The sequence below is a fragment of the Tardiphaga sp. 841_E9_N1_2 genome (assembly GCF_051811065.1).
In the GTDB taxonomy this organism is placed as follows: domain Bacteria; phylum Pseudomonadota; class Alphaproteobacteria; order Rhizobiales; family Xanthobacteraceae; genus Tardiphaga; species Tardiphaga robiniae.
The window spans coordinates 5,996,159-6,023,030 of record NZ_JBPWQC010000001.1; the positions used below are offsets into that span (position 1 = coordinate 5,996,159).

Annotated in this window: 25 protein-coding genes; 10 read left to right on the plus strand and 15 right to left on the minus strand. The window is 60.5% G+C overall.

From position 1 onward, the window contains the following. Positions 1-146: 146 nt before the first annotated feature. From AB8A50_RS28815 to AB8A50_RS28835, 5 genes are read right to left on the minus strand one after another with little or no spacing between them, the layout of a single operon-like run. Entirely contained in the window at positions 147-542 is a 396-nt protein-coding gene (locus AB8A50_RS28815) for a hypothetical protein (RefSeq protein WP_439079741.1), read from the minus strand. Between the two features lie 19 nt (positions 543-561). Then, positions 562-969, minus strand: a complete 408-nt coding sequence (locus AB8A50_RS28820) for a hypothetical protein (protein WP_176454758.1) — start codon at positions 967-969, stop codon at positions 562-564. After that, positions 966-2,156, minus strand: coding sequence for a glycosyltransferase family 4 protein (locus tag AB8A50_RS28825; RefSeq protein WP_439063130.1), 1,191 nt, complete (start codon positions 2,154-2,156; stop codon positions 966-968). The genes AB8A50_RS28820 and AB8A50_RS28825 overlap by 4 nt, the downstream gene beginning before the upstream one ends. Before the next feature lie 8 nt (positions 2,157-2,164). Continuing rightward, positions 2,165-3,445: a glycosyltransferase gene (locus tag AB8A50_RS28830; protein WP_439057514.1), complete on the minus strand. Its 1,281-nt coding sequence runs from the start codon at positions 3,443-3,445 to the stop codon at positions 2,165-2,167. Beyond that, complete coding sequence (locus AB8A50_RS28835; RefSeq protein ID WP_089268066.1) at positions 3,442-4,236, minus strand: WecB/TagA/CpsF family glycosyltransferase; 795 nt, start codon at positions 4,234-4,236, stop codon at positions 3,442-3,444. Before AB8A50_RS28835 ends, AB8A50_RS28830 begins: the two co-directional genes overlap by 4 nt. A 141-nt stretch (positions 4,237-4,377) precedes the next feature. On the opposite strand from AB8A50_RS28835, the gene AB8A50_RS28840 reads away from it, so the two are divergent. Next, positions 4,378-5,541, plus strand: coding sequence for an endo-1,4-beta-xylanase (locus AB8A50_RS28840; protein ID WP_439079742.1), 1,164 nt, complete (start codon positions 4,378-4,380; stop codon positions 5,539-5,541). A 13-nt stretch (positions 5,542-5,554) separates the two neighbouring features. Here the strand turns inward: AB8A50_RS28840 and AB8A50_RS28845 are convergent, their stop codons facing one another. From AB8A50_RS28845 to AB8A50_RS28885, 9 genes are all read right to left on the minus strand, one after another. Next, a complete protein-coding gene (locus tag AB8A50_RS28845) occupies positions 5,555-6,994 on the minus strand; it encodes an oligosaccharide flippase family protein (protein ID WP_439079743.1) in 1,440 nt (479 codons plus the stop codon). A 2-nt stretch (positions 6,995-6,996) separates the two neighbouring features. Continuing rightward, positions 6,997-8,028: an acyltransferase family protein gene (locus tag AB8A50_RS28850; protein WP_439079744.1), complete on the minus strand. Its 1,032-nt coding sequence runs from the start codon at positions 8,026-8,028 to the stop codon at positions 6,997-6,999. A gap of 25 nt (positions 8,029-8,053) precedes the next feature. Beyond that, positions 8,054-9,160, minus strand: a complete 1,107-nt coding sequence (locus AB8A50_RS28855; RefSeq protein WP_439079745.1) for an acyltransferase family protein — start codon at positions 9,158-9,160, stop codon at positions 8,054-8,056. A 68-nt stretch (positions 9,161-9,228) separates the two neighbouring features. After that, positions 9,229-10,311: a glycosyltransferase family 4 protein gene (locus AB8A50_RS28860; protein ID WP_439079746.1), complete on the minus strand. Its 1,083-nt coding sequence runs from the start codon at positions 10,309-10,311 to the stop codon at positions 9,229-9,231. Further along, complete coding sequence (locus AB8A50_RS28865; protein WP_439079747.1) at positions 10,308-11,729, minus strand: VpsF family polysaccharide biosynthesis protein; 1,422 nt, start codon at positions 11,727-11,729, stop codon at positions 10,308-10,310. Before AB8A50_RS28865 ends, AB8A50_RS28860 begins: the two co-directional genes overlap by 4 nt. Beyond that, entirely contained in the window at positions 11,726-14,038 is a 2,313-nt protein-coding gene (locus AB8A50_RS28870) for a GumC family protein (protein ID WP_120288781.1), read from the minus strand. Before AB8A50_RS28870 ends, AB8A50_RS28865 begins: the two co-directional genes overlap by 4 nt. Continuing rightward, entirely contained in the window at positions 14,019-15,443 is a 1,425-nt protein-coding gene (locus tag AB8A50_RS28875) for an outer membrane beta-barrel protein (RefSeq protein WP_175366891.1), read from the minus strand. Before AB8A50_RS28875 ends, AB8A50_RS28870 begins: the two co-directional genes overlap by 20 nt. 309 nt (positions 15,444-15,752) lie before the next feature. Then, a complete protein-coding gene (locus AB8A50_RS28880; protein WP_244628432.1) occupies positions 15,753-16,367 on the minus strand; it encodes a polysaccharide biosynthesis/export family protein in 615 nt (204 codons plus the stop codon). Positions 16,368-16,483: 116 nt separating this feature from the next. Further along, complete coding sequence (locus AB8A50_RS28885; RefSeq protein WP_089268102.1) at positions 16,484-17,212, minus strand: metallophosphoesterase; 729 nt, start codon at positions 17,210-17,212, stop codon at positions 16,484-16,486. 818 nt (positions 17,213-18,030) lie between these two features. Between AB8A50_RS28885 and AB8A50_RS28890 the strand changes: the two genes are divergently transcribed. From AB8A50_RS28890 to AB8A50_RS28900, 3 genes are all read left to right on the plus strand, one after another. Further along, the gene (locus AB8A50_RS28890; RefSeq protein WP_068738572.1) at positions 18,031-18,798 is read left to right on the plus strand and encodes a sugar transferase; all 768 of its coding nucleotides are present in this window, start codon (positions 18,031-18,033) and stop codon (positions 18,796-18,798) included. 126 nt (positions 18,799-18,924) lie between these two features. Further along, entirely contained in the window at positions 18,925-19,716 is a 792-nt protein-coding gene (locus tag AB8A50_RS28895; RefSeq protein WP_089268058.1) for an FkbM family methyltransferase, read from the plus strand. 71 nt (positions 19,717-19,787) lie between these two features. Continuing rightward, complete coding sequence (locus tag AB8A50_RS28900) at positions 19,788-21,107, plus strand: UDP-glucose dehydrogenase family protein (protein ID WP_439079748.1); 1,320 nt, start codon at positions 19,788-19,790, stop codon at positions 21,105-21,107. A 39-nt stretch (positions 21,108-21,146) separates the two neighbouring features. Here the strand turns inward: AB8A50_RS28900 and AB8A50_RS28905 are convergent, their stop codons facing one another. After that, positions 21,147-21,401 (minus strand): hypothetical protein, encoded by a 255-nt coding sequence (locus tag AB8A50_RS28905; RefSeq protein WP_139069969.1) that lies wholly within the window; start codon positions 21,399-21,401, stop codon positions 21,147-21,149. A gap of 462 nt (positions 21,402-21,863) precedes the next feature. Here AB8A50_RS28905 and AB8A50_RS28910 point away from each other — a divergent pair, with 462 nt between their 5' ends. From AB8A50_RS28910 to AB8A50_RS28935, 6 genes are all read left to right on the plus strand, one after another. Then, positions 21,864-22,124, plus strand: coding sequence for a hypothetical protein (locus tag AB8A50_RS28910; RefSeq protein WP_141137206.1), 261 nt, complete (start codon positions 21,864-21,866; stop codon positions 22,122-22,124). A gap of 161 nt (positions 22,125-22,285) precedes the next feature. Then, positions 22,286-22,426, plus strand: a complete 141-nt coding sequence (locus AB8A50_RS28915) for a hypothetical protein (RefSeq protein WP_158596770.1) — start codon at positions 22,286-22,288, stop codon at positions 22,424-22,426. 5 nt (positions 22,427-22,431) lie between these two features. Beyond that, positions 22,432-22,668 (plus strand): DUF6719 family protein, encoded by a 237-nt coding sequence (locus AB8A50_RS28920; protein WP_184514296.1) that lies wholly within the window; start codon positions 22,432-22,434, stop codon positions 22,666-22,668. Between the two features lie 353 nt (positions 22,669-23,021). Then, on the plus strand, positions 23,022-24,020 hold the full coding sequence (locus AB8A50_RS28925; RefSeq protein ID WP_439079749.1) for a phosphotransferase: 999 nt from the start codon (positions 23,022-23,024) through the stop codon (positions 24,018-24,020). 41 nt (positions 24,021-24,061) lie between these two features. After that, positions 24,062-25,405 carry an aspartate aminotransferase family protein gene (locus AB8A50_RS28930; protein WP_439079750.1) on the plus strand — a complete coding sequence of 448 codons (1,344 nt, stop codon included), beginning with the start codon at positions 24,062-24,064 and terminating at the stop codon, positions 25,403-25,405. Position 25,406: 1 nt separating this feature from the next. Further along, entirely contained in the window at positions 25,407-26,789 is a 1,383-nt protein-coding gene (locus AB8A50_RS28935) for a M20 family metallopeptidase (protein ID WP_439079751.1), read from the plus strand. Positions 26,790-26,872: the final 83 nt, after the last annotated feature.

Here is a 26,872-nt window from a genome sequence, read left to right on the forward strand (position 1 = left end):
ACGAGGTGAGGGATAGCATTTACACGACCAGTATGCCTGATCGTATCGAACTCGGCTACGAGGCATCGATCACCCTGAAGAGTGTCGTGGCGTCACTGACTCTCGCAGGGCGTGCTGATCGGCTGGTCTTGATCGGTGGAAAACCGCTATTTCGGCGTCGGCTCGGCGGCATCGAGATTGATGCTCGGGAAACGCCGCTTCAGGTCCCGCTTCAGCGATCTGAAATGCTCGATATTGTTTTCGAGCGTCCGCAGCCGTGCTTCGCCGATGCGGATCTCGTCGTCCGATTTCTGCAGGAGTTCCGCCCGTGGGTCCGACTGGCTGTTAACGTCCTCGATCTCGTTACCGCCGACAATTGCGGCGATGGAGATGACGTCTTCCAGCCGACGCTTCAGGCCGTCATGCTCGTATTCTGCGCTGCGCAGGCCGGAGTCGATGGTCGCCGCAATGGCAAGAACCAGCCGTTCATCGGTGATGCGATCGCGTTCCGGCGAGCGTGTCCGGAATGTCTCGGACGAGGAGCGAAAGATGCGCTTCAGCATGGCGGCATTTCCCTCTGGCTCAGGTGAGACCCTTGATCTTCTTACACGATGTTGCGGAACCTGACGACATCTGCACAATGCCCGATGTCGATTTCGTTAGCACGAGCTCCTTGGCGGAGATGAAGCGTAGCGTGGCTCTGGGGTTGGCGTCGCAGAATCGCGACAGCGTCGCCGCGGTGGCGGCCACCGTGTCCTGTTTCGGAATCACCGCGATGGCCCCATCCTTCAGGATGTAGGCATCTTTGACGTTCGGCATCGTCGCCGTCGCGGTGCAAACCTTGAACAGGCCTTCATAGGCCTGTGGCGGCATGGTGAGATCGCCTGCAAGGCCGCCGAGCAAATACTCCCGGCTCTTGTTGCAGTTGTCGGCCTGCGCGGCGCCTGCGGTGAGCACGAGCAATGTGACGATGGCAGCGAGCTGTTTCATGCCGATGCCCTCAGCTCCGATCCGGTCTGCAAGGCATCCTCCGACGGTGATGGCCGTTTCAAACCATAGGTTTCTGCGGCGCAGCGTTCCCACGACAGATCACGCGCATGTGCGGCGGCGCCAGCGCCGAGGCGCGCCCGCAGCTCATCGTCCTCGGCCAATTGCCGGATCACATGGGCGATCATGTCGACGCGGGGGGCGACCAGAAGGCCAGACTGGCCGGCGAGCACCGCATCGGGCACACCTCCGATATTGCTTGCGACGCTCGGCAGGCCCGTGGCACCGGCCTCAAGATAGACGAGACCGAAGCCTTCGACGCGGCCGGACGAATCCGGCACACCGGTCAGACAAAAGAAGTCTGCCGCACCGTAGATATCGCGAATTTCTTCATTCGATAGCGCGCCGAGTAGCCTGATGTCGCAGTCCGACGCAGCGATCATGCCGCGAAGCTCATCGACATAGTCAGCTTCTCCTTGCGGACCGATGACCAGCCAGGTGACGCGCTGACGTAATTCGTCAGGAAGCTGCGCGAGGGCGGCGAGCGTGAGATGATGTCCCTTGCGCCGCGTGAGCCGCGCCACAGTGACCATGACGATCCGGTCTGGCGCAATGTCATAGATCGCGCGTGTGGCAGCGCGGTCGCTGCGCCGGCCGGACCAGAAATCGGAGACGCCAAGGCGAATGGCATGAATGCGGCGTTCGTCGATCGTGAATCTTTTGCGAAATAGCTCGCGTGTGAAGTTGCTATTGGCAGCGATCTCGGTGCGTGGCCCGAACACGCCACTGAACCGGATCGCCAGCCGCTTCAGTGGCGTCTGCGTCTCATTGATCTCTGTACCGTGCACAGTCATCAGCATCCGCGCCGGCGTGCGGCCGCGCGCGAGTGCGACCGGAATGAAGAAGGGCCAGTCGGCGGCATGCACCACATCGAACGGGGCCGTACCGATCCGGCTGCGCGCCAGCATGATCTTGGCAGGCAGATCACGCGCCGAATGCAATCCGCCGCTGAAGCGGTGGATTGCGAAGGGCATGGCGCGATCGTCGGCTGACATATCCTGTGCGTAATCGGGAGCGACCAGCGTCACCCGCGCGCCGAGCTGCGTTGCGGCCAATGCGATCTCATGGGCGTAGGTGCCTATCCCGCCGCGTGCGGGAGCATATTCGCTCGATAGCAACAGGATATTCACAAATAACCTCAGTGTGCCGCGGAGGGCGTCATCGTCATGTTGCGCGCATTCTGGATGTCCTGGTGATAGGTAAAGACGCGCGCCAGCTGTGTTGCTGGTGTGAAATTATCGATCGCGCTGGCAACCTGCGCCGGGTTGATCTCGCCGGTGCCGATCGCATCGCGGGTATCGAGGAAACGTTGGGCCAGGTTCTCGATCATCTCGTCGCGCGACGCGCTACGTGAAATCAGGTAGCCACTCTCGCCATCATGGATCACCGATTCCAGCTGCGGCAGGTGCACCGCGACGACCGGGCGGCCGACCGCAAGCGTCTCGAGCACGCAACGCGGCATGCCCTCGAACTCCGACGTCAGGATGCCTGCATGGGCATTGGCCAGTGTTGCGGCCATGCCGACAGCGTCCTTGAAGCCGTGCCGGATCGTGATGTCTTCGATCGCGGCGAATTCGGCAAAGCGATGCGGATCGCTGGTCCCGATATAATGGAATTCGAGATGGCCATGCAGCCGCTCGCGCAGACGGGCGATGGTGCTGAACATCAGCGGCGGATCCTTGAACTCGTCAAGGCGTCCCGCGAAGATGATTCGGAACGGCTCGGTCATCGCCGGAAACGGCTGTGGCTTGAAGATGTCGGTATTAACCCAGGTCCACAACGTGTCGATCTTGCCGCTCTGACCGGGATATGTCTTTTGCAGCCGTTCGGTGATGAACGGATTCACGCACAGAAATTTTGCGCTGGTCGTGACCGCGAAACGCTCGCCGATATTATGCACGAACGAATACTTCTTGAGGAGCGAATCCATTTGCAGCTTCGGCGCGCCCTCGCCATGCAGCATCTGGATGAACGGACGGCGCAGCAGCGTCGGCAGCCAGGAGAATTCGACACGGCGCAGATCGACCGTGCAGCCGCGCTCGCGGATCAAGCGCGACACCGGCCCGAAATAGCGCAGTAACGCCATGAAGAACTGGCCAGTGAGTGACGAGCGGATGGTGCGCGCGGCCTCTCGGGCCTGCTGGTCGGAATAGTGCAGGATCGGGAGAAAGTCGAAGTCGCGCCCGCGGAAAGTCAGCCGTCGCACTTCGCCGAGCTTGAGGTCGCCGATCGAATCCACGCCAACGAACAGGATGTCCGTGTCCGTGGGATGGAAGGTGATGAAGTCGCGGATATAGGTCTCTAGCCCACCCACCTTCTGGCCGCGCGGATCGAACGGGTGGATGAGGCAGATCTGGTAGCGTTGCTTGGCCGGCGCGGCGTTCCGGGCGCGAAGACCCAGAGTGAGTGTCGAGGTCATGCGGCTTTCCTCATGCGAGCGTTCAGGATTTGTGGAAGCGTACTGGCGATCAAACGTGGCACGGCGGCCGCGCAGCGTGCGTAACGGGGCGCAAGGCGGCGCGGATCCCGCAACATGCGCCAGGCCCATTCAAGACCGGCACGTTGGGTGAACATCGGTGCGCGAACCTGTGTACCTGCGATGAAGTCCAGCGCTGCGCCGAAACACAGGCAGCCCGTTCCGTCCAGCTCATCGATACAGCGCGACGCAAACACTTCCTGCCGCGGGGCGCCCAGCGCGAGGAAGCAGAGCTTTGCACCGGATGCGCGGATCTGTGCAATCGCTGTATCGGCCTCCGCTGAATAGGCCTCGAAGTTGCGACCAGGCGCGAAGGTGCCGACGATCTGCAAGCCCTGATATCGTTTGCGCAATTCCGCTGCAGTCTTGTCCAGCGTTGGCCTGTCGGAGCCGAACAGAAAGATGGGAAGCCCTTTCTTGCCTGCAGCTTCGCACAAGGGAGCAGCAAGATCAGCGCCGGTTGTTCGTGAAATAGGTTTGCCAAGCAGATGACTGAGAACGACGATCGGAAAGCCATCCGCAGTCACGAAGCGTGCGCGCCGGTAGGCCGCGCGAAAATCGGGCTTTTGTTGCAGATGTACGACATGATCGAGATTGAGCGTGCATACACTGAAGTTATCGCCGCGTTCGGCCGCTTCTACGATCGATAAAACGGCTTCGTCGAGCGATGAAACGTTCACGGTGACTCCGTCAACGGTGAGATTTTTGGCGTGTGGTGCCTGCGTCTTCGACATGTCGGTCCCCTGATGACGATGTAGCCGAGGTACGCTTGAACGAAGTGCACACCTGCTTGCTGCCGATGCAGCAAAGAAAAGTGAGTCGAAAATCATCTCCCCGACGTCATGGACATCAAAACGAACTATTGCGACGCAACGATGGCGATGCTGTCGCGCAATATGGAAAAGATAGCAGTCACGATTTTGAATCGATGGAGAGTGGATATGTTCGAATGTTCAAGGAGAAAGTCGCTCGCAGTCATCGCCGGTGCGACAGTCGCTATGCAACAACATGCACTCGGCGCGACTCAAATGCAGAGCCTTGGTACAATTGCGGCAAAAAATGGTTTGATGTTTGGCGCGGCTGCAGGGCCGGTGATCGACAAGGATGTCGGATATCGTGAGCTTTACACAACACAGACGAAAATTATAACGACGGATATCGCTCTGAAAATGGGCACGCTTGCGCCGATGGCGGGTCCGAAGCGATTCGAGAGCGCCGATCGATTGCTACAATTTTGTGCGAGCAATCGCATTCCCATGCGCGGTCATTGTCTGATCTGGAACGAATGGGTTCCGCAATGGATCAAGTCCATGAGCAATTCCGAGCGACAAGCTTTCTTCGATAGTTATATCGATGAAGTCGCCGGGCGCTATGCCGGCCAATTGCAGTCATGGGACGTCGTGAATGAGCCGTTCTGGCCCGGTCACAAGGCACCCGGCGGCTATCGCCTTGGCCCGTGGTACGATGCCTTTGGCACTGATTATATCAGGCGCGCCTTCGCGCGGGCCGGTGCTGTGGATAAGAAGACTAAACTTGTGCTCAATGAGGCACAGGCGGAACGCGATGACGATGTCGGTCTCGCGGTACGCACCGGACTGTTGCGTTTGGTCGATGAATTGCAGCATGCCGGCGTCCGGCTTGATGTCGTCGGCCTGCAGGGCCACTTGCAGCCGCGCTATCCGCATGATCCCCAGCGGTTTCTGGAATTCGTCCACGCGCTCGCCGAACGCAAGGTCGACATCTACATCACCGAATTCGATGTCCGCGACGACACGTTCCCTGATGATGTAGCCACGCGCGACAAGATGATTGCGGAGACCGGCGGGAAATTCCTCGAGACGGTGCTACAGGTCCCGGCGGTCAAGGCCGTGATCGCGTGGCAGCTGTCCGATCACTATTCATTCTATACGGACGCCGCGAGAAAGAAGAATCCTCTCGCAGAACGACTGCCACGGCCGCTGCCGTTCGATGAGAACATGCAGAAAAAGCCGCTGTGGTACGCAATGGCCCGTGCGCTGGAGACCGCCAAACGGTCGTGACGATTTCACGACATTAGAGCTCCGAGAGTTGCGGCTGCCGGCGCAGCATCCGAAGCAACGTCGGCCCGTAAAGGATGGCGAGGACCAACACGTAGATCGCCGCGCCTGCGGCGACATGTGCTGCCAGTAAGACATGGTTGGGCGCTTCGGGCAGTTGCGTCAGCAGTGCCGTCATGGCCCCGGTTGCGAGGACGATGCGGGCGAGATGCGCCCAGGGCAGGGTCAGGCCGAATTTCGAAAAACCGATGATGAAACTGACCAGCGCTGCGGCAATGGCGGACAGCACTGTCGCGCCGGCCGCGCCGACGAGTCCCCAATAGTGGATACAGATGAAGCTCGCCACGATCGTCACCAGCGCGTCGATGCTGGAGACCACGATCATGAGCTGTGTCTTGCTGTGCAGGAGAAACACCTGATCGCCGAAATGGGCACGGATGTTGCGGATCGAACCGGCCAGGGCCGAGAGAGGCAGAATTGCCAGCGTCACCTGTTGAAACGGCGTGGCGATCAGCAGGTGCACGATCTCGGCCCGTAGCAGGAAGATGCCAGCAATGCTTGGCGCCAGAATGCCGATGAGCAGTGCACTGTTGTCGGCAAGCTGGCGCATCGCAGCCTTGCTGCCGCCTTGCTCCATGCTCTTGACCGCCAGCGGGAAAGCCGCTGCCGTCACCAGCATCGCAGCCACCGCCGCGGCGCGCTGGCCCAGACCATAACCAACGGCAAAAAGGCCGGCGGCGGCGACGCCGAGCATGTCATTGACGATGAAGCGCGAGGCATTGAGGCCGACCCAGCCCAGCGCGCCACCGATAATCAGCGGAATGCCGTAGCTCACCGCATGGCGAATGATCTCGCGATCGATCGGCCACAGGCGGCGGCTGTAGCCGATATGGGGCAGGACGACCAAAGCGGCAATGAGCTGCGCGGCGGCATAGCCCAGCAGCGGCCATTCCGGCGACGGGCCGATCAGCTTGATGAGCACTAGGCCGAGAATGAAGCCGATCGACGGGCCGACGATCTGCTGGATCGAGTAGACGCCGATCTGGTGCCGGACCCGGGCGCGTTCGGCGATATAGAGATTGAGAGAGCGGCTGATGACATAAGCGATTGTGGCGCCGAGCAGCGCCGGGTTGGTGTCAGTCGCGATGACCGTATAGAGCACACCGATCACGGCGGCGCTCTGCAGCACCAGCGAAACAAGAATGACGACATTCTCGGTGCGATAGAAGCGTTCGGCCTGTTCGCCGTCCTGATAGCGACCGAAGAAACGCAGCGCATATTGTGACCACCACGCGAGGAACGCGATCTGCAGCAGTTCATGCGTCGCCGTGATCAGCGTAATCACACCCAGCGTATGCTCGTTGACCACATGGGTCCACACGATCATCGCGATCAGCTGGAACATCGGCCCGACGATCTGGGCCGGAAGATAAAGGATGGTGCGCTTCAGCAGCATGGTCAGGCTCCGAGCCAGCGGGCCGCGCGCGGCGGCGCCCATCGTTGCACGGCGAGCAACGCGACAAGGCTCAAGGCGACGGTGATGGCATACATCAGAAATGTTCCCGCAACCGGGCCGAACTGGCGCAGTCCGCCATGATCGCGCAAGGCCATGACAATGAAAATATGCCAGAGATAGATGAAGTAGCTGCCGGACCCGAGCATGGCCAGGACCGGCGCGCGGATGCCGAGTGCGAGCAATAGGACGCAGAGCGCCGCGGCATAGCCGAAGAACGCCATCGAATCATAATCGGCTGCGTCGCCGATCTTGAGCAGTCTCGCCGCCGCATAGATCACATAGGCCAGCAGTGCCGCAGCGGTCAGCGTCAGGCGCATCCGCGGAAGGGCCGGCCGCGCCGTCGATCCGGCGACCAGCATTCCCAGGGCCACGAAGCTGAACCAGAACGGGATATCACGCATGCGCACTTCTTCGATCAGCCCATCGGATAGTCCGCGCTGGATCAGCAGGGGATCGAGATAGCTGCCGATGATCAGGCCGAAGACCAGGGCGAGCATCAGGACGAGGCGCAGTCGCTCATCGGCTTGGGTCGGCACACGATGGGTAAACCACAGGGTCAGCCAGAGCATGAGCGTACAGCCGAGATAGACGAAGACATAATAATACACGAACACGTAAGCGAGCACGAAACGGGCGACCGTGGTTGTCGGTCGATGGTCCATCGCCGGGTTCTGCAGCGCCATGTAGAGATAGGCTGCAGCGAAAGCGATTGCGTAGGGGATCAATGCGGCCATGACACGCTTGCCGAGTGGAACGCGGCCCGACAGGGCGGTCAGATAGCCGGATGCGAACAGGAAGATCGGCACACAGGGGCGCAACGCCGCGTCGAGCATGGTCTTCCACGATGCATCGAGCGGTTGCTGCAGCGAATGGATGCCGATCACCATCAGAATGGCGAGGCCGCGCATGCTGTCGATGGCCAGATCCCGGCTGGCCGTCCTCGTTTGAGCCAGCGGCCGCGCCGTCCCGGACATTGTCTGCGTTGCATCCACCATCAGGTCACGTCTGCCTTGGCACCGTCGCCGCGGCAATTCGCGTGCTGAAATGGCGATCATAAGCCTCATTGAGAGCGCGCCGCATGGGCGTCTCGAAATAGCGCAGGGACAGAATACTGGCGGCCGCAAGAACGGCGATGGCCAGCGGCACCAGGGCGAGCTTGCCGCCGGGAATGACGGGGGCAAGGAAGCGTGCCGCCAGCGTGAGGACGACGGTCGCGACCGGAATATGCAGCATGTAGGAGGAATAGGTCAGCGACGACCAGCGCTCAAAGCCAAGGCGCGAGAACAGGGTGGTCTGGCCGGAGAGGTCGTGATGAATGGCGAGCACCGCGATGAGATAGATTACTGCCAGTGCTGCCATGATCGGAAGCTGCGCGCCGAAGATCAGGAACAGGACGAGGGCCGTGGTCAGCAGGCCCGGTATCGCTGGAAGCCGGGCAATCCGGTCGCGAAACAGCCAGCAGGCAATGCCGAGATTGAAGGCAGGCAAGGCGCGAAAGGCGCCCCCCTTGTTGATCCAGTCAGGCCAGGGCTCGGTGCCCATGGCAATGGCATAGATGCTGTTGGCCAGCAGCGGCAGCACGACCAGTGCGATGATCACCGTCCTGTTCCGCGCGATCGTCAGCACCATCAGCGGAAACAGCACGTAGCAGAAGAACTCGGCCGACAGCGACCAGCTCGGAAAATTGAAGGTCAGCCGCTCGCCATCGATGGCGTGCAGCAGCAGGAACTGCGCCGGCAGATCGGAGAATGGATAGCGTGCCGGGTTGTCGGTCTTGGCGATGCCGGCATGAAGCGCCAATGCGATCAGGATATAGAAAGCCAGCGTTGCCAGATGCAGCGGATAGATCCGCGCGAGGCGCCGCCACAGGAAGCGGCCGACCGCGGCGGGTGAGCCAACTTTCGCCAGATACTGGCTGGCAATGACGAAGCCCGAAATGACGAAGAACAGGTCGACGAACAGATTGAAGTGCCAGGTGTGGTCCACCATGAAGCGGCCAATTGGCAGTTCCTTGATGTAATCCGAATAATGCAGGATCACGACGGCGCTGGCCGCAACGATGCGCAGCCCGTCCAGATGTCGTGTGCTGGTGTCGATATCCTGCAAGAAGCAATATCCCCTGTTGAACGGACCAGGCGTGGCCCCGATCCGGCATGGACGCTGGCGTCACGATCCTAATGCGCGACGTTGGGCTTCGCCGCCGAACGACTGCCGGCCAACTGCCCGCCGGCGAGTTCGGCGATCAGGTCGATGACGATGTCGTGGTCGCTCGCTGCCAGCGCGTTCCAGCGCGCGAGGTTCTCGGTAGCTGCCGCAACATACTGCCTGCGCCACTGAGAAGCCGCGATAGCCCCGCCGATCTGCGACGCTGCGGTGCCGTGGTCCGACGGATCGATGAAGATGCCGGATGTGCCCAGAACTTCATGGAAGACGGGCGCATTCGGCGCCACGATCGGCAAGCCGGCATATTGGGCTTCGAGCAGTGGCAAGCCGAGACCTTCATCATGCGAAGTGCAAAGGAAAATATCGGCCTCATTGAGAATGCGCGTCACGTTCTTGGAAGACTGGTAGCCATGCAAGGTCACGCATGACATGCGTTCCAGTGTCTTCCAGTCATCGCCCCAGCCCTTGCGGCCGACGATGTCGAGGGTGGCGCCGGGAAAACCGTGCTGGCGCAATTCACGTACGATATTGGCCGCGGCGATGAAGTTCTTGCGTGGCTCCACGGTGCCGAGGGCCACGACGCGCAGCGGCGACGTCTCGGGCTCGCGTTCGGTGCGCTCGGCGGATTCCAGCTTGAACACGTTGCGCACCGGCGGGCGATACAGCGTGATCTCGGCGTCCGGGCGACAATGCTCGGCCAGCTTGCGCTGGGTGTCGCGCGAATTGGTCAGGAAACGCGGATAGTTCTTGAGCGCGATCTTGAAAGGCGTCGCCATATAGAGTCGCGCGCGGGCATTGAGATCGGCCTGTCGCGTCAGCAGGAAGTCGTCGTGCATATAGGGCAGCACACGTGATGAAAACATCCGCAGCAGCGGGCTTGGCGGGAAGCCGGGGCACAGCAGGAACGACGAGGGAGACGCCAGGCGCATCGGCAGACCGAAAGTCTGCGTCGCTACCATCTGGCCGGTGCCGCGCGAGGTGATGGGCACGACATCGAGCGGCGCCAGCGCCTGTTCCGAGAACAGCTCCAGTGTGATCCGTTCGAGCCCGGTCACATGGCGTCCGAGATGGGTGTGATCGACATAGATAGTCATGCAAACTCCTGATCCCGGGGGACGGCGCGGACATGCGGGGCGGCCATCGGCCGCCGCTGATGGACATAGCGCGGCGGCGCCACGGCCGGCGCGCGTTCGCGCGGCAACAGCAGCGCGATGAGTAGAACGAGCTGCGCCAGCTGGATGTTCTTCGACGAGAAGCTCACCGAGCTTGCCGCAATCATCAGGATCAGCAGCAAGATGGCGAAGGCTGCGCGGTCCGACCGGCGCAGCAGTTCGATGAAGAAGCAAGTCAGGCCGAGCGTGATCAGGATGGTGTGGATCAGGCCGAATTGCACGATGCAGGACACCCAGAAATTCTCGATGCCATAATTCAAACCGAGCTGCGACTGCAGCGCGTTCACGCGAACCGGATTGGGTCCGAGGATCAGTTCGCTCCACTGGAAATGATTGAGCATGTCGAAGGTCGCAAAGCGAGCCAGGGCGCTGCCTTTATCCGATGAGAAGCGCAGCAGCATCTTGTCGAAGATGCCGAGATAGAGCGCAGCAAACACGACGCCTGCCGCCGCAAAAAGAAAGCAGATTGCGCCGACAGCGAACAGCAGCGGCACGCGCTTGCCGCGGATCAGCCGGATCGTCTCAAGCAGACCGAGGCAAGCCAACACGAACAATACTGTCATCAGTGCGGTACGGCCGCCGAAGGCCATCAGCGAGCCCAGACTGAAGGCGATCAATGGCACGCGGATGATGATCGGCGGGCAGATGGCCGGTCGCAGCACCAGCGCCATGATATAGGCGCCGACGATGCCCGAGGCTGTCAGCGGATGGCCGAGGAGCGCAGCCGAGCGCCATTCACCGACCACCAGCACGCTGCCGAGTGTCAGCGGAATGATGCGATGGCCGGAAAAATATTCGTAATAGCCAATCAGGATGTTGAGCAGCAATGTCGCATGGATGGCCCAGACCAACGGCCGTCGTTGCGCCGACGTCAGCCGCCAGATCAGCAGGCACAACAGCACCGGCAGCAGGAACGTGTCGATGATGACCGTGAACGGGCGTTCCAGCACGAACATCTGGATCAGCAGGACGAACCAGCAGAACAAATGCACCAGCAAAAGCTTGGCGTCCGTGAAGGCACGGTTGATCTCACCGATCGGGTCACCGTCGCGCGTCAGCAGCAAAAGCGTCGCGATGAATGTCGCATAGGTGCCGGGATGCAATTTCTCGAGAAAATTTCCGCCGGGTGTCAGATAGTGAATCTTGAGATTGGTCAGAACGCCGCCGGACAGCGTGAAGATCGCGACGATGGCGCCCAGCAGCACGCTGACGATCATCAAATTAATGAGTTGGGCGGTGTTGACGATCTGGCGTCGTTGCGGAACGCGTGCACGCGAGCCCGCCGCGGCGACGGCGCCGTTGCGATGCAGCCTGAGCGGCGCGGTCCGGGCCAATGTCAACGCGCAGCTCCCGCACTGGCGGCGGCGACGCCATAGGGCTTCAGATAGGCCGAGCTGCGATAATAGTCGTAGAAGCGGATCTTGCTGAGATCGACCTGGGTCAGCACGGTGCCGAGAATGCGATCATGCACCGGAGCCAGCAGCTCCATCGTGTGGGCGACGACTTCGCGCGGTGTCTGATTCCAGGCCATGGCCAGCAAAATTCGGTCGGCGAGTTCGGCCAGCGCGCGGCCGTCGACCAGCGGAATCAGCGGCGGCGAGTCGATGATGATCAGCTCATAATGCGACTTCAGGCGGTCGAGGATTTCGACGATCTGCTCGGAGAACATCAACTCGGTGATGGCATCGACGTCCTTGATAGCGGGAGAGGGTAGAATCGAGAGGCCGGTGCTGCGATCGAGCAGGATGGCGCGCTCCAGCGACACTTCGCCCGTCGCCACCTGCAGCAGGCCGGCATCGGCATTGGGGCTGACGGCGCGGGTCAGGCCGGGATTGCGCAGATCGCCGTCGATCAGCAGTGTCTTGATGCCCAGCGTGGCGAAAGACAGTGCGAGATTGCCGGCGAAGGTCGTCTTGCCTTCACTTTCGAGGCCCGACGTCACCAGCACGACCTTGACCGTGTCGATCTTGCGCGCACGCTGAATCGCCAGACGCACCGCGCGAATCGCTTCGGCGAAGAATGTGCCGGGCTCCTCGATGGCATAGCGCATCAGTGGTGGCTGCAATGCAGCCGGCAGCAGCCGCATGGTGCGCGGATCGTAATTGCCGAGTTCGGTGCGGCCGCGTTTGGCACGCCCGGCGAGTTCGCGGCTGCTGATCGACGGCAGCGCTGCCAGGGCGGGAACGCCCGAAATCTCTTCGGCCTGTTCCAGCGTCTTGATCCGGCCGTCGAGGTAGTCGGTCAGGAATGCCAGCACGGTGCCGCCGCCGAGGCCGAGCAGGATGGCAAAGCCGAGAATAAGCATCGTCTTCGGCGCGGAAGGCTTGAGCGGGATGCTGGCAAAGCTGACGATGCGGGAGTCCGGCATCTCCAGGCTTTCCTGCGCCGTCGTCTCCTTCGAGCGCGCCAGATATGACTCATAGAGCGTGCGGTTGGCCTCGGCCTCGCGCTGCAGCTCATGCAGCCGGACCACGGCCTGACCGGACGTGCTGGAGACGCCCTGCAGCTTGTCGAAACTGTCCTGCAGCGACGCCTCGCGCGATTTCGCAACGTCATAATCATGCGCCGTGCCCTGCACGATGCGCCCGATTTCCTCGTTGATCAGCCGCTGCGTGTCCTTGAGCTGCGCCCGCACATTGGCGACCTGCGGATGCCGCGGACCATATTTGCTGGTCAGGTCGGCTTCGTTCTTGGCGATATCGGCATATTGCGCGCGCAGCTTGGTCACCATCTCTGAGGAGACGGCGGCATTGAGCCCGCCGGCATCGCCGCCGGTTTTCGCCAATTGCTGCACCTGATCGAACTTGGCACGCGCCTCGGCGGTCTGCACCCGGGCAGCAATCAGCTTGCTGTTGAGATCGGTGATCTGCTGGTCGTTGACCGTCACGCCCTGCGAGACCGCGAGGTTATTGGCGGAACGATAGTCCGCGACGGCCTGTTCGGAGGTGACGACGCGGTTCTTCAGCGCATCGATCTGGCCGCCGAGCCATTTGGCTGCGATGCGCGTCGCGTCGAATTTGGCGCGGACCTGTTCCTCGAAATAGGCGTCAGCCACCGCATTGGCGATGGTCGCGGCTTTCTGCGGCGATTCCGAGCTGACGGCGATATCGACCAGGAATGTCGTGCCTTGTCGTGTCACCTTCATGCGGCGCTGGAGCAGATATATAGAGTATGCACGCGCGGCGTCTTCGGGGCTCACGCCATCGACCGGGCTGCTGCTGCGGAACAGATTGCGGATCGGATCGAGCAGGCCGGGCTTTGGCATGAACTCGAGATCCTGCGTCAGCTTCAGCTTGTCGACCACACGCTGCAGAATGGTCAGCGACTGGATCAGCAGCGTCTGGCTTTCGATGGTCGCATCGTCCGTGCCGAAATTGGTCAGCACCGATTGATTGGTTTCGACCACATTGGCGCGCCGGGGATCGACCAGTACGGTGGAGTTCGCAGTATAGAGTGTGGTCGCCGTCGCCACATAAGCGAGGGCGATACCACCGAGCACGGCGGCGGGCAGCACGACCGCGCGCCAGCGCCGGCGCAGGATGCGCGCCATTTCCCGGAGATCGACGGTCGGCGCCTGCCAACCGGCAACGGCGGTCGGAACCGGCTCCGGTGCCGCCGGATAAGGCTGATCAAAATTGCGCTGTAACATTGAGCCCTACCTGGTGTTTGTCGTAACTGAAGGTGGGTATATCGCTGTCGCGCGATGTGTAGCGGTGATAGGCCGAGATCGCGCTGAAGCGGTTCATCAAATACTTCACGCTGGCATTGGTCGTGGTCACGCGGTCCTTGCGGGCCTGGCCGAAGAAGCGATCGATCTCATAGGCGCCCGCCAGCGACAGGATGACGTTGCGACGCAGTTCGTAGTCGACGCCGACCTGCACCGCATTGGCCAGCACGCCGGTCGAGCTGGTATCGGATGTCTGCGTGACCAGTTGTTCGGCCTTGACGTGGATGTCCATCAATCGCGTCGGGCTCCATGTGAGCTTGGCGCGATAGGATGGCCCGTCGACGGTGCCAATCAGAGGATTGTCGAAGCGCTGCTCGACATAGCCGCCGCCGAATTCGCCGCGGAGCAGATTGCCGAAACCGACGGTCAAGCCGGACAAAGCGCGATAGCCGGTGGAGTCCAGCGTCTGGCCGGGCACGCCGCGGATGTTGCGCTGGTTGCCTTCGACGCCGCCGAACCAGCCGAGCACAGGCGAGAACGCATAATCGACGCGGCCGTGAAGTGCATAGATCTGGCCGTCGCGGCTGCTCTGGTCGATCAGACTGCCATCCTGCGCGCGCGCCGTACCGTAATCGTAGGAGTCGACGCGTGCACCGATCGATGTCGCCAGCCGGTTGAATTCCTTGCGGACGGTCAGGTCGCCGGACATCAGATTATAAGGCGTCGGTGTCACGGCATTGGAAGGCGAGCTCAGCGAACCCACACCCTCATTGAGATGCGCGATCTGGAAACTGCCCAGCACGACCATATCGTTGGCGATATCGATCCAGCCGGCGCCCTTCAGGCTCACATCGGTCTGGTCGAGGCTTGAATTTTCGTTATAGGCCGTGGTTCGTGAATTGAGCTTGATGTCGATGCCGTGTCGTTCCCACAGCGTGTGAGCACGCAGGCTGGGTTCGATCACCGCCGCGACGTCGCCGCGCTTCTGGGTGTTCGAGGCAAACACATTGCTGTCATAGAGTGCGCCCGTCATCAGCGACGGGTTGAACATCCAGGATCCCTGGCGGATGCCGACGGGTTCATAACCAGGTTGCTGTCGCTTTTTTACTGGCATGTCCTCTGGCGCTACTGCTTCGCGGTTATCCCGGTCGACCAGATCGGGCAGCGCGGAAGGTTCGAAAATCCGTTGCGCATTCCAGGGCGGCGCGAGCTCGTCGCTGGTTGCCGGGATCGCCTGAGCATTGGCGGGTGATGCAATACCAAGCAGAATCGCCGTGACCGGCCATGGCGCGATACGGAGAGCGCGGCGCGTGACGGGAATCGGCCGCAGCCCCTCCGGTCCTTCGCCGATCGCATCCGATCCTGCTGATACAAACGTACATTTCATCACTCATCCCTTGCGAAGGACATGCATTCCTCCGCTATCGAATTGTCGTCGAGACTTGATTGCCGCTTAGAAATTCATCCCGGCGCTTACAAACTCAGCAAGCCCGTGATGAATGTCGCGCCCCCACTAGCGCACTCAACACTCGTCTGATGAAACGCCCTTCTCTTTGCTGCCCACAATGCGAAGTACGAAGTAAAGTTCGTCGCACTGCACAAGAATACGCACCGCAAAAAGTCGAGACTATGGCGACGCGCGACATGAAGGCGCGCATCGGTCACTACACATCAGACAAAATCAAAAATGATGAGTTCAGAAGTATCGTTCTGGGACACGCACATTGTCGCCGGGAAATACCAGGACTGGCGAATCGAGCGCATAGATCTCTTCGACGGTTGAGCCCGACCTCCGCAAATACACTTTGTTCTCATTGGCACGGTAGGTGAACCCGCCTGCGGTCGCGACGGCATCCATCACGGTCAGGCCCATGCGATAAGGGTATTCGCCGCTCTTCTTCACTTCGCCGAGGATATAGAAGGGTCGATACAGCGCGATTTCCACATTCACGCGTGGGTCTCGCACGATTCCCTTGGCCAACGCGGAGGAGATGCCCTTCTCTAATTGCCGTGTGGTCAGGCCTGCGGCCTTCACGTGGCCCGCAAGGGGAATCGATACAAATCCGTTGCTGTCGACTTCATATTCACCGGTGATATCAGCTTCGCCATAGACCTTCAGACGAACGCGGTCAGTCGGTCCAAGAAGATAGGTGCCTGACGGCGAAGCCGCAGAAACCCGCTGGTCCTGTGCGAGCGCGATCGACGGAGCGACGCCAGCAAGGAAAAATGAAAGCACCGGTACTATCAAAATGCCGGCGCATCGGTTCGTTCGCAACATGGTAGACCCCCAACACAACATCAATGTGATCATCTGCATCAATTCGATGACAATTGATGCAGACGACAATTGCGCGAGAGTGTCCGGCAAAAAACGGCGAAAGAATGTGGCGTACTCAGAGAGTGCGCAGATTGCGTACTAATGTCTTCTTAGAGAACCAGAATCTCTGTGCCTTCGATGGCAATGCACGTGAGGATGCCGCTGCGCCACGCACCTGTGTCAATATTCACACGGTTATCTCTAATATCTGCATGGGGAACCGGTGTGTGTCCGTGCACCACATAGACGCCATGATCGCGCTTGGAATCCAAAAACTCGTCCCTGATCCACATCAGATCATGTGGATCTTGAGATGACAGCGGTACATTGGGACGAATGCCCGCGTGAACGAACAAAAAGTCGCCGCATCTGATATTGTTCCGCAGGCAACGCAAGAAAGCGTCGTGCGCCGGAGGGAATGCGGCGCGAAAGGCGTTCTGCACGTCGCGCGCCGTTGCCGTGCGCGATGGAGAAACGCCATAGGACGCGAGAGTCTGAAGTCCGCCCAGTTGGCGCCAGTGCTCCAGCACGCTGGCATCCTCCAGGAAGTCTTCCATGATGGCTTCGTGATTGCCGCGTAGGCAGATTGCATGGTTGTGCACCATGCGGACTGCCAGCAAATCGATCACACCTTTCGAATCCGCGCCACGATCGATGTAATCGCCGATATAGACTTCCGCCGCATAGGTGATCGGGCGACGTCGGATGTCCTCATCGATGCGCGCGATGGTTTCCTGCAGCAGGTCGGCGCGTCCGTGAATATCACCGATGGCATAGATACGCGTATCGGGCGGCAGTGCCGCCTTGTTCGAATCTGACCTGGAGAGGGAGCGCGGCATTTCGCGCAAGCTACGATCAGGGAACCGTCGCGGTCAAATTCAATCGGCCGCGCAACGCCTTGGGACTCATAAAGCTTTGGGGATAGCGATGAGCTCAGAAGAAAATGATGCGAACGGCGACGATCACAGCGACCCAGACGGCCGCATTGATAAGAAGAAGTCTGTTTCGCAGTTTGCGGCCGGATGCGTTACGCACCTCGCAGGTAGAACTATCCACAGGGCTGGAGATCGCCGCCTTATCCACGGCGATCGCGCGCGGGGGAAATGAAATGTCCCCTGTAGTCATCTGAGGTGTTCGTCGAGCGACCATGGCGATGCCGAAATATCTGGCGGAGTGAGCAGTCTCAGTGCGCAACATAATGGGCGCGCTTTAGTATCGAGTGAAAAATCAAGCTCGAATCGATTGCCGCTTGGTGGCTATTTGTTAATTGCGAAGATCATGCACCCGATCTCGCAGCGACGCGATGCAATTCATCGATCTGCGTCGTGTAATTATTTTGCATGGCTGCTGTGAGCGTGATGCAGCGCAATAGACGGACAAAACGATCTAAGCGCTTCCGTGCACAAAGATTTTTGCGCGCCGCACAATTATATCAATATTGCGACTGCGTAATGTTACACGCCAATACCGTTTTGCCGCCCTAATTCGTTCGCACAGTTAAGAAATCTTCAGGGATGAAGGTTCTTGCTGATCGACGAAGATGGTTTCGCAATTGCGAATGTTCGTCGAAGGGAAGGGTTCTGAATTCGCATGCCTGCCACATAGGCATGTTTCTGTTCGATTATCGCGCACCAAAGTTCCAGCAGGGAGCGAGAGCATGGCCTCTACAGTTTCAGTTGGTTTTGATCGCAACAAGGTGACGCCGCTCTGGAAAGAGCGGCAGTTCATTTCAGTGCGGCCGGTCGAGTTTGCCGGCCACGGGTCCTATCGGAACAGCGCCTATCGCAGCCGCCGGACGAACCAGGTTGCCCGGTGCGAGCCGTCGGAGTCGATTGCCAAGCGATTGTTCGACATTGCGGCCGCGGGCTCGGCCCTGCTGTTTCTCGCGCCGCTGCTGATCACGATCGCAATCATTATCAAGGCGACCTCGCCGGGACCGGTGTTCTTCACCCAGTATCGCTACGGCTACCGCAACCGCTTCTTCAAGATCTACAAGTTCCGCTCGATGCGCACCGATGCCGGCGACAAGCGCGGCATTCAGCAGACGGTCGAAGGCGACGCCCGGGTGACGCGGATCGGCAAGTTGCTGCGCAAGACCAGCCTCGACGAAATTCCGCAGCTTATCAACGTGCTCAAGGGCGATATGTCTCTGGTTGGGCCGCGGCCCCATGTACCGGGCATGCTGGCCGCCAACGTGCTCTATGAAGATCTCGTGCCGTATTACTTTACGCGTCACAGCGCACGGCCCGGCATCACCGGTCTGGCCCAGGTGAGCGGCTGCCGGGGCAGCACTGTGGAGGCGCCCCGGGCGATCTCGCGCATCGATTACGACCTCGAATATATCGAGAAATGGTCGATGCGTATGGACATCATGATCATCGTGCAGACGGTCCGGCGCGAATTCCTCTCCGGTAATGCCTTCTGATGCCCACGACCGATTGAGCGGCGGCATCGATCACACCACACATTGCAGACATTGCGCTGGCGGACCTCCGTCCGGCGCCTGGAATTGTTTTGCCTTGAAACCAGCCTCGAACGAAGGGTGACAGCCATGACGGCGACGCAACGGACCAAGCAGCTCCTGAAAGACGCTTTCCCGTCGATGTATTTGCGCTGGCGCTTCCTGAAGCGTCCCAAATCGGCGGAGCGTGAACTGGCCTATCTCGACAAGATCGTGCCGCAGGGTGCTGTCACGGTGGATGTCGGCGCCAATTGCGGTCTCTATACCCAGCAACTGGCGCGGTTGTCCGGTCAGGTCCATGCGTTCGAGCCGTCGCATGAGATGGCCGATCTGCTCCGGCGCACCTCCGCGTCCAATGTCCGCATCCATGAAGTGGCTCTCTCGGATCATGAAGGCGATGCCGAGCTCTACACACCGCAAGGCGAGGATGGCCTGGTTTACGGGCGGGCATCGCTCGAGCAGCAATATGAGCCGTCGGTAAAGCAACTGATCACGACGCATGTTCCATTGGCGCGTCTCGATGGTGTCGTGCGCGAGGACGTGTCCTTTGTGAAGGTGGACGTCGAGGGGCACGAGTTGAGCGTCTTGCATGGAGCCGTCGGCCTGATCGACCGGTGCCAGCCGGTCTTCCTTGTCGAGGCAGAGGATCGTCACCGTGCCGAGGCGACGCGCTCGGTGTTCGATTTCTTTCGCGACAAATCCTATCGCGGCTTCTTCCTCCAGGACGACGAGGTGATCTCCATCGATCATTTCAACGCTGGGGAAATGCAGGACGCCGATGCGCTGTTGCCCAATGGTGGCCGTAAACCCGGGCAAGCTTACGTCAACAACTTCTTTTTCTTTCCGCAGCATCTCGACGGCGAGTTGATCCTCAACAGCTGAGGCGCATGCGGAATTCTCGGGGGATGTCCGGGTCGTTCTGACCGCGGACTGTTTACAAGACAGGACATGCAATGCGAATTGCCATGATTGGCGCTGGCTATGTGGGGCTCGTGTCGGGGGCGTGCTTTTCGGACTTCGGCCATCACGTCACCTGCGTCGATACGGATCAGGGAAAGATCGATGCGCTGAACAACGGTGAGATTCCGATCCATGAGCCTGGTCTCGATGCGCTGGTCGCGAGCAACGTCAAGCAGGGACGTCTCAAATTCGTCACCGATGTCACATCTGCTGTCGGTGCGGCCGAGGTCGTGTTCATCGCCGTCGGCACGCCGTCGCGGCGCGGTGACGGTCATGCGGACCTGTCCTATGTCTATGCAGCGGCGCGCGAGATCGCAAAGGCCATCAAGAAGTTCACCGTGGTGGTCAACAAGTCGACGGTGCCGGTCGGTTCTGGCGACGAAGTCGAGCGCATCATTCGCGAGGAGAACCCGGACGCCGAATTCGCGGTAGTCTCGAATCCGGAGTTCCTGCGCGAAGGCGCGGCTATCAGAGACTTCAAACATCCCGACCGTATCGTCATCGGTTCCAGCGATCAGCGCGCCAAGGATGTCATGGCGGAAGTCTACCGGCCGCTGCATCTCAACTCGTCACCGATCATGTATACGGATCGCCGCACGGCCGAACTGACCAAATACGCCGCCAACTCGTTCCTGGCGACCAAGGTCGCCTTCATCAACGAGATCGCCGATCTCGCCGAGAAAGTCGGTGCCAATGTGCAGGAAGTCGCGCGGGGCATCGGCCTCGACAACCGGATCGGCCTGAAATTCCTGCACGCCGGACCGGGCTATGGCGGCTCGTGTTTTCCGAAGGACACGCTGGCACTGATCAAGACGGGCCAGGATTACGAAGCGCCGCTGCGCATCGTCGAGACCGTGGTTGCCGTCAACGACCAGCGCAAGCGCGCGATGGCACGCAAGGTGGCGCATGCCTTCGGCGGCAATCTGCGCGGCAAGTCCATCGCCATTCTCGGTGTGACCTTCAAGCCGAATACCGACGATATGCGCGACGCGCCGTCGATCCCGTTGATCACGGCGCTGCAGGATATGGGCGCCGAGGTGCGGGTCTATGATCCCGTGGGCATGGAGCAGGCGAAGAAGGTGTTCGAAAATGTCACCTTTTGCGAGGGCCCCTATGAATGCGCCCGCGGGTGTCACGCCATGGTCATCGTCACCGAATGGGAGCAGTTCCGCGCGCTCGATCTGAAGGAGATGGCGGCGATCATGGCCTGTCCGGTGATCATCGATCTCCGCAACATCTATTCGCCGGATGAAGTGACGCGGAACGGATTTCTCTATAGCGGCGTCGGGCGGCCGCAAGCAGTGGCTTACTAGCCAGCGCATCTGCGCAGATACCGGGAGGCGCGCAGTGTCTTACTGCGTCGCTTCCTCCGTTGTGCCGGGCGCAGTCGCATGTTCGATTCGCGGCGTCGTGGAGGCGTCGTTATAGCTTTCGGTCTGATAGATCGATTCCAGGTCGCTGCCGCCGAGATACCAGCTTCCAAGGAAATATGTAGCGCCGATGATAGCTGCGGCCATCACGAGACCGCGGCCGACGGAGAAGACGATATCGGCTTTCGTGACTTTATGCGGAGCGATCTTGTCCATGAAGGCGTCCCTGTGGGGCATGCCGCTATCCTGCAACGGCGTGGTCCAGTTGGTGCTCAGGAATTCGAGCGCAAGCAACAGCGCAATCAATCCCGGACAGTGTAGCGTTATCGACCTGACATGTCTGCTGGAAATGCCGAGATCGTCGCGTAGCAGAGAACCCATTGAATAAGCGAATAATGCGGCGCTCAGACCGCAGATCGCAGAATCACAATCACTTTCGGCATCCCCCCATCCGCGAACATCGCCAATGCGGCTCATTTGTTCAACCGTCACAATTGCAACAATTCAACCCCGAATGTCGGAATACCGAACACAGGCGCGTGAGCACGAGCTTTCTCCCGTGGAACCTGAGGATGACGACAGAGTGACGATGCGTTGCTGGAGTACCGAGGTTATGATCGCACTATGAGACAAACTACATTTATACTGGCACTTGCCGCCGTGATCGCGTCCCCGATCTATGCGAACGAAATCGATCAGATGGCGAACAATCTGGAAACAAGCTGTTCGAACCACTTTCGCAAGCGGCCGAACAAACCTTCGAGCGATTCCAAAAAGTTCTGCAGCTGTTTTGCCGGAACCTTCACATCGACCATCTCGCTGCGGGAACTCGATGCCGCAAATGGGGTGGTAACATCGGAAATTCAGGAACAATTCGAACGCGCTGCGGAGTTCTGCGGCCGCGATGTTGCGCCGTCCGTCGCGCAAGCGGGCAGGGCATGGATCATGGAATCCAACTGACCGACGAATCCCGGCGATCATTGTCGGCTGTTACCCTGACTCACTGTCGCCTCATTTGACCGCAAGTCTTTGCTCGTCGGCAAAGTGGGACACATCTTGCGCCGGCATTTGGGGACTGCTCATTGACTGACTCTCGTTTCAAGGCGCAAGTGGCGTCTCGCATGCCTATGCTCCGATTCAAGGAGTCGAAGCTCAGGCAGAAGGTCGGTTCCGCCGTCGAGGCGGTTTCGATTGCATGCGCCCATGTTCTTGCTATCGCGGCCCTGGTGATCATCGGCGGTCTTGTCATCTATGTGAGATAATCGTCGTGCGTACTATTCTACTTGGACTGTTCCTGACGGCCGTCGCCCAGCCGTGTTTCGCGCAAAAATTTCTCTCCTTCGAACCTTTGATGATGGATCCGTATGCGACCGTGTTCGTCGACAACGGTTCGTGTTCGGCGGGCAAGGTGCTGAAGGTGCAAGGTGCGCCGAACAACCAGCGTCGCAAGAAGAGCTGTGTGCCGATCAGCGATGTGCGGCCTGGCGCCGTCAAGGGCAAATAGCCAAGGCCAGAGCAACGGCGCTTACGCCGTCGCCTGCTGTATCGCCGGCCGGTCGGCCCACGCTATAGGCGTTGACGGCGCCCGGCGCATCGATGCCGCGCATATGCGATGGATGTGGCTTCCGTGGCATCCGTGCCCAAATGGGCAGCAAAGGCAGAAAATGCGGGCTTAATTCGTCGAAAATGCCCGCATTCGCGCGGACACCCTGACAAGCGGGAACAGCGTTGCTATGGTCGCGCGTACCGGCCGCGACGTGCCGGATTCCGAATCGAGATGGATCAGTTCAGGTGACATTTGAGCCTTCCGCGCGTCCGGGTGCAATGCAGGGCGGACTCGCGGCATCGTATATAAATATGACGGATGATGAGGCCGTCGATCTCGCCCGCGAGCGTTTTGGCATCGAAGGCCGCCCAACACGCTTTGCCACCGAGAAGGACGACACCTTCCGGATCGCGCCGATAAGCGGGCCGCGCTTTATCCTGAAGGTTGCGAATCCCGTCGAGGATATTCCCGAGATTGATCTGCAGGTGCAGGTTCTCGATCACGTCGCGGCACGTGCGCCCGATCTGCCGGTGCCGCGGGTTATTCCGAACGACAAGGGCGAGCGGCATTTCAATTATCTGGATCGCGCCGGTCAGAACCGGCAGGTGCGGATGATGTCCTATCTCGAAGGCCAGCCTCTCAGCGAGGTGCCGTCCACGGCGTCGGGTCGGGCCGAGATCGGCAAATTGCTGGCGCGGCTCCGCCTCGCGCTGGCCGATTTCAGCCATCCGTCGGATTCCCGGGTTGTCGCATGGGACGTCAAGAACCTGCTGACGCTGCGCGATCTGCTGGCGGAAATCACCGATGCCGCACAGCGCCGCAAGGTCGAGGCTGCACTGGAGCGCTTCGCCGCCATCGAAACCCGGCTCAAACAGTGCCGCATGCAGGTGCTGCATAATGATTTCACCCGCTCCAACGTCGTCGTCGATGCGTCGCTGCCGGGTTTCGTGAGCGGCATCATCGATTTCGGCGATACGGTCCGTACCGCGATCGCCATCGATGCTTCGACGGCGATGCTCAACCAGTTGCCTGTCGCGATGAAGGGCGATGTCTTTGCCGACGGCCGCGATCTGCTCAAGGGCTATCTCTCGATAGCCGATCTGACCGCGGAAGAACTCAGCCTCATTCCGCATCTGATCTTCTCGCGTCTGGCGACGCGCCTGCTGCTGTCGACGGCGATGGCCAACCGGGTGCCGTCCGTCGCCGCCTATGTCCTGCGCAACAATGAGCAGACCTGGGTGCAGATGGACTGGTTCATCGCCCGCTCGATGGACGAGATCTCCGATCAGTTGATGGATTTCGCCAGATAATCTTCGCCACATCCGACCCTGCTTCCAGAGGAAACAACAACATGACCGCAATCACCAGCGCCCCGCGCGGCAAGATGGTCAACGGCTTCGACCCCGCCACGGCAACCGGCCTCACTGAAGAGAGCCGCAAGCTCGTCACGCGCCGCACTGAGTTACTCGGCCCGGCCTACCGGCTGTTCTACAGCAACCCCGTCGAGGTCGCGCGCGCCAAAGGCGTGCTGCTCTATGACTCGGAAGGCAACGAATATCTCGACGCCTATAACAATGTGGTGTCGGTCGGCCACTGCCATCCGCGCGTGGTCGATGCGATCACCCAGCAGGCGCAGACCATCTGCACCCACACGCGCTACATCCAGAAGGGCATTCTCGATTACGCCGAGGATCTGCTCGGCACCTTCGACGGGCCGAAGCGCCACGCGATGTTCACCTGTACCGGCTCGGAAGCCAACGATCTCGCCGTCCGCATGGCCAAGCATCACACCGGCAATCAGGGCATCATCATCACCGACGAGGCCTATCACGGCAATTCGGAGCTGACCGCGGGTTTCTCGCCATCGCTCGGGCCGTATTCGCCGCTCGGCACCTATGTGCGCCGCGTGCCCGCGCCGGATTCCTATCGCATCGCGCCGGAGAAGATCGGTGCGTGGATGGCCGAGAAAGTGTCCGAGCAGATCGTTGACCTGCAACGCCGCGGCGTCGGCGTCGCCGCCTTCATCGCCGACTCGATGTTCTCGTCCGACGGCATCTTCTCGCATCCGACCGATGTACTAAAGCCGGTGCTCGACGTGGTGCACAAGGCGGGCGGTGTGTTCATCGCCGATGAGGTGCAGTCCGGCTTCGGCCGCAGTGGCGAGAAATTGTGGGGCTATCAGCGCCATGGCATCACGCCGGATATCATCACCATGGGCAAGCCGATGGGCAACGGCTATCCGGTTGCTGCCGCCGTGATGCTGCCGGAGATCGTCGAGAAATTCGGCCGCGATAACCGCTATTTCAATACGTTCGGCGGCAATACGGTGGCGATGGCGGCCGCACAGGCTGTGCTGAACGTCATTCGCGACGAGAAGCTCGTCGAGAATTCGCTCTGCGTCGGCAAGATCCTGCGCGATGGCTTCCATGCGCTGGCGAAGAAATACGAGCAGATCGGCGATGTGCGTGGCTCGGGGCTGTATGTCGGCGTTGAACTGGTCAAGGACCGTGCGTCCAAGGAGCCAGATGCTGCCGCGGCATCTGCCGTGGTCAATGGTCTGCGTGCACGCCGCGTATTGATTTCGGCGACGGGTCCTCATGCCAATGTTCTGAAGGTGCGCCCGCCACTGGTCTTCACCGAAGCGAACGCCGATCGCCTGCTGACCGAGGCCGAAGCCGTGATGGCGTCGCTCTGAGATGACACGAATTGATGCCATCGCGCGGGTCAACGCGCAGTTCACGTCGGGTGATTTCCTCGCCACGCTCGATCGCATGGTGGGCTACCAGACCGAGAGCCAGAGCGACAAGCGCGCCGACGATCTGCGCGCCTATCTCGAACAGGAACTGACGCCGACCTTCACGGCGCTCGGCTTTACGACTGACATCATCCCGTCGCCATCGGGACGCGGGCCCCATCTGCTCGCGACCTATCATGAGAGCGACGACCTACCGACCGTGCTGATGTATGGCCATGGTGACGTGGTCCCCGGCATGGAAGGCGAATGGCGCGACGGGCTCGATCCGTGGCGCTGCACCACCGTCGGCGAGCGCGTCTATGGCCGCGGCACCGCCGACAACAAGGGCCAGCACGCCATCAACATCGCCGCACTTCGCGCCGTGCATGAAGCGCGCGGCGGCAGGCTCGGCTTTAATGCGAAGTTCATCATCGAGATGGGCGAGGAGATCGGCTCGCCGGATCTGCCGAAGGTCTGCGAGGCCCATCGCGATGCGCTGAAGGCCGACCTGTTTCTGGCCTCCGACGGGCCGCGGCTCTCGGCCGAGCGGCCGACGATCTTTCTCGGCTGCCGTGGTGGCCGCCGCATCCATCTCGATATCGAATTGCGCGACGGCGCGCATCACTCCGGCAACTGGGGCGGGCTGCTCGCTAATCCCGCGACGATCCTCGCTTCGGCGATAGCGACGCTGGTCGACAGGAACGGCCGCATCCTGCTCGACGCACTGAAGCCGCCGCGCATTTCCAATCAGGTCCGTGCGGCTCTGGCTGACGTGATCGTCGCGCCGTCGGCCGATGAACCGGCTCTGTCGGAGAATTGGGGCGAAGACGGATTGTCGCCGGCGGAACGGCTCTATGCCTGGAATACGCTGGAAGTGCTGGCGATCAATGCCGGCAATATCAACAATCCGGCCAATGCCATTCCCGGCAAGGCAAGCGCGGTGCTGCAGCTCCGCTTCGTGGTCGGCACCGATATCGAAAATGTCGTGCCGGCCATACAGAAGCATCTCGCTGAAAATGGCTTCGCTGATATCAGGGTGAGCCAGTCGCAATATTTTTCGGCGTCGCGCACCGATATCGATAATCCCTGGGTCGGCTGGGCCGTGGAGTCCGTGCGCAAGACGACGGGTAGCGCGCCGGCGTTGCTGCCGAATTTCGGCGGCTCGCTGCCGAATGACGTGTTCACGGATATTCTCGGCCTGCCCACTGTGTGGGTGCCGCATTCCTATCCCGGCTGCTCGCAGCACGCGCCGGATGAGCACATTCTCCTGCCGGTGACGGAGGAGGCGCTGAACATCATGGCGGGGTTGTTCTGGGATTTGGGTGAGGCGACTGTGCGGGCCTAATCGTTGCGATAGTAACGATGAGCAATGGCGCTCGTGCTTTGCGCTGTCATGGCCGGGCTTGACCCGGCCATCCATCTTTCGCA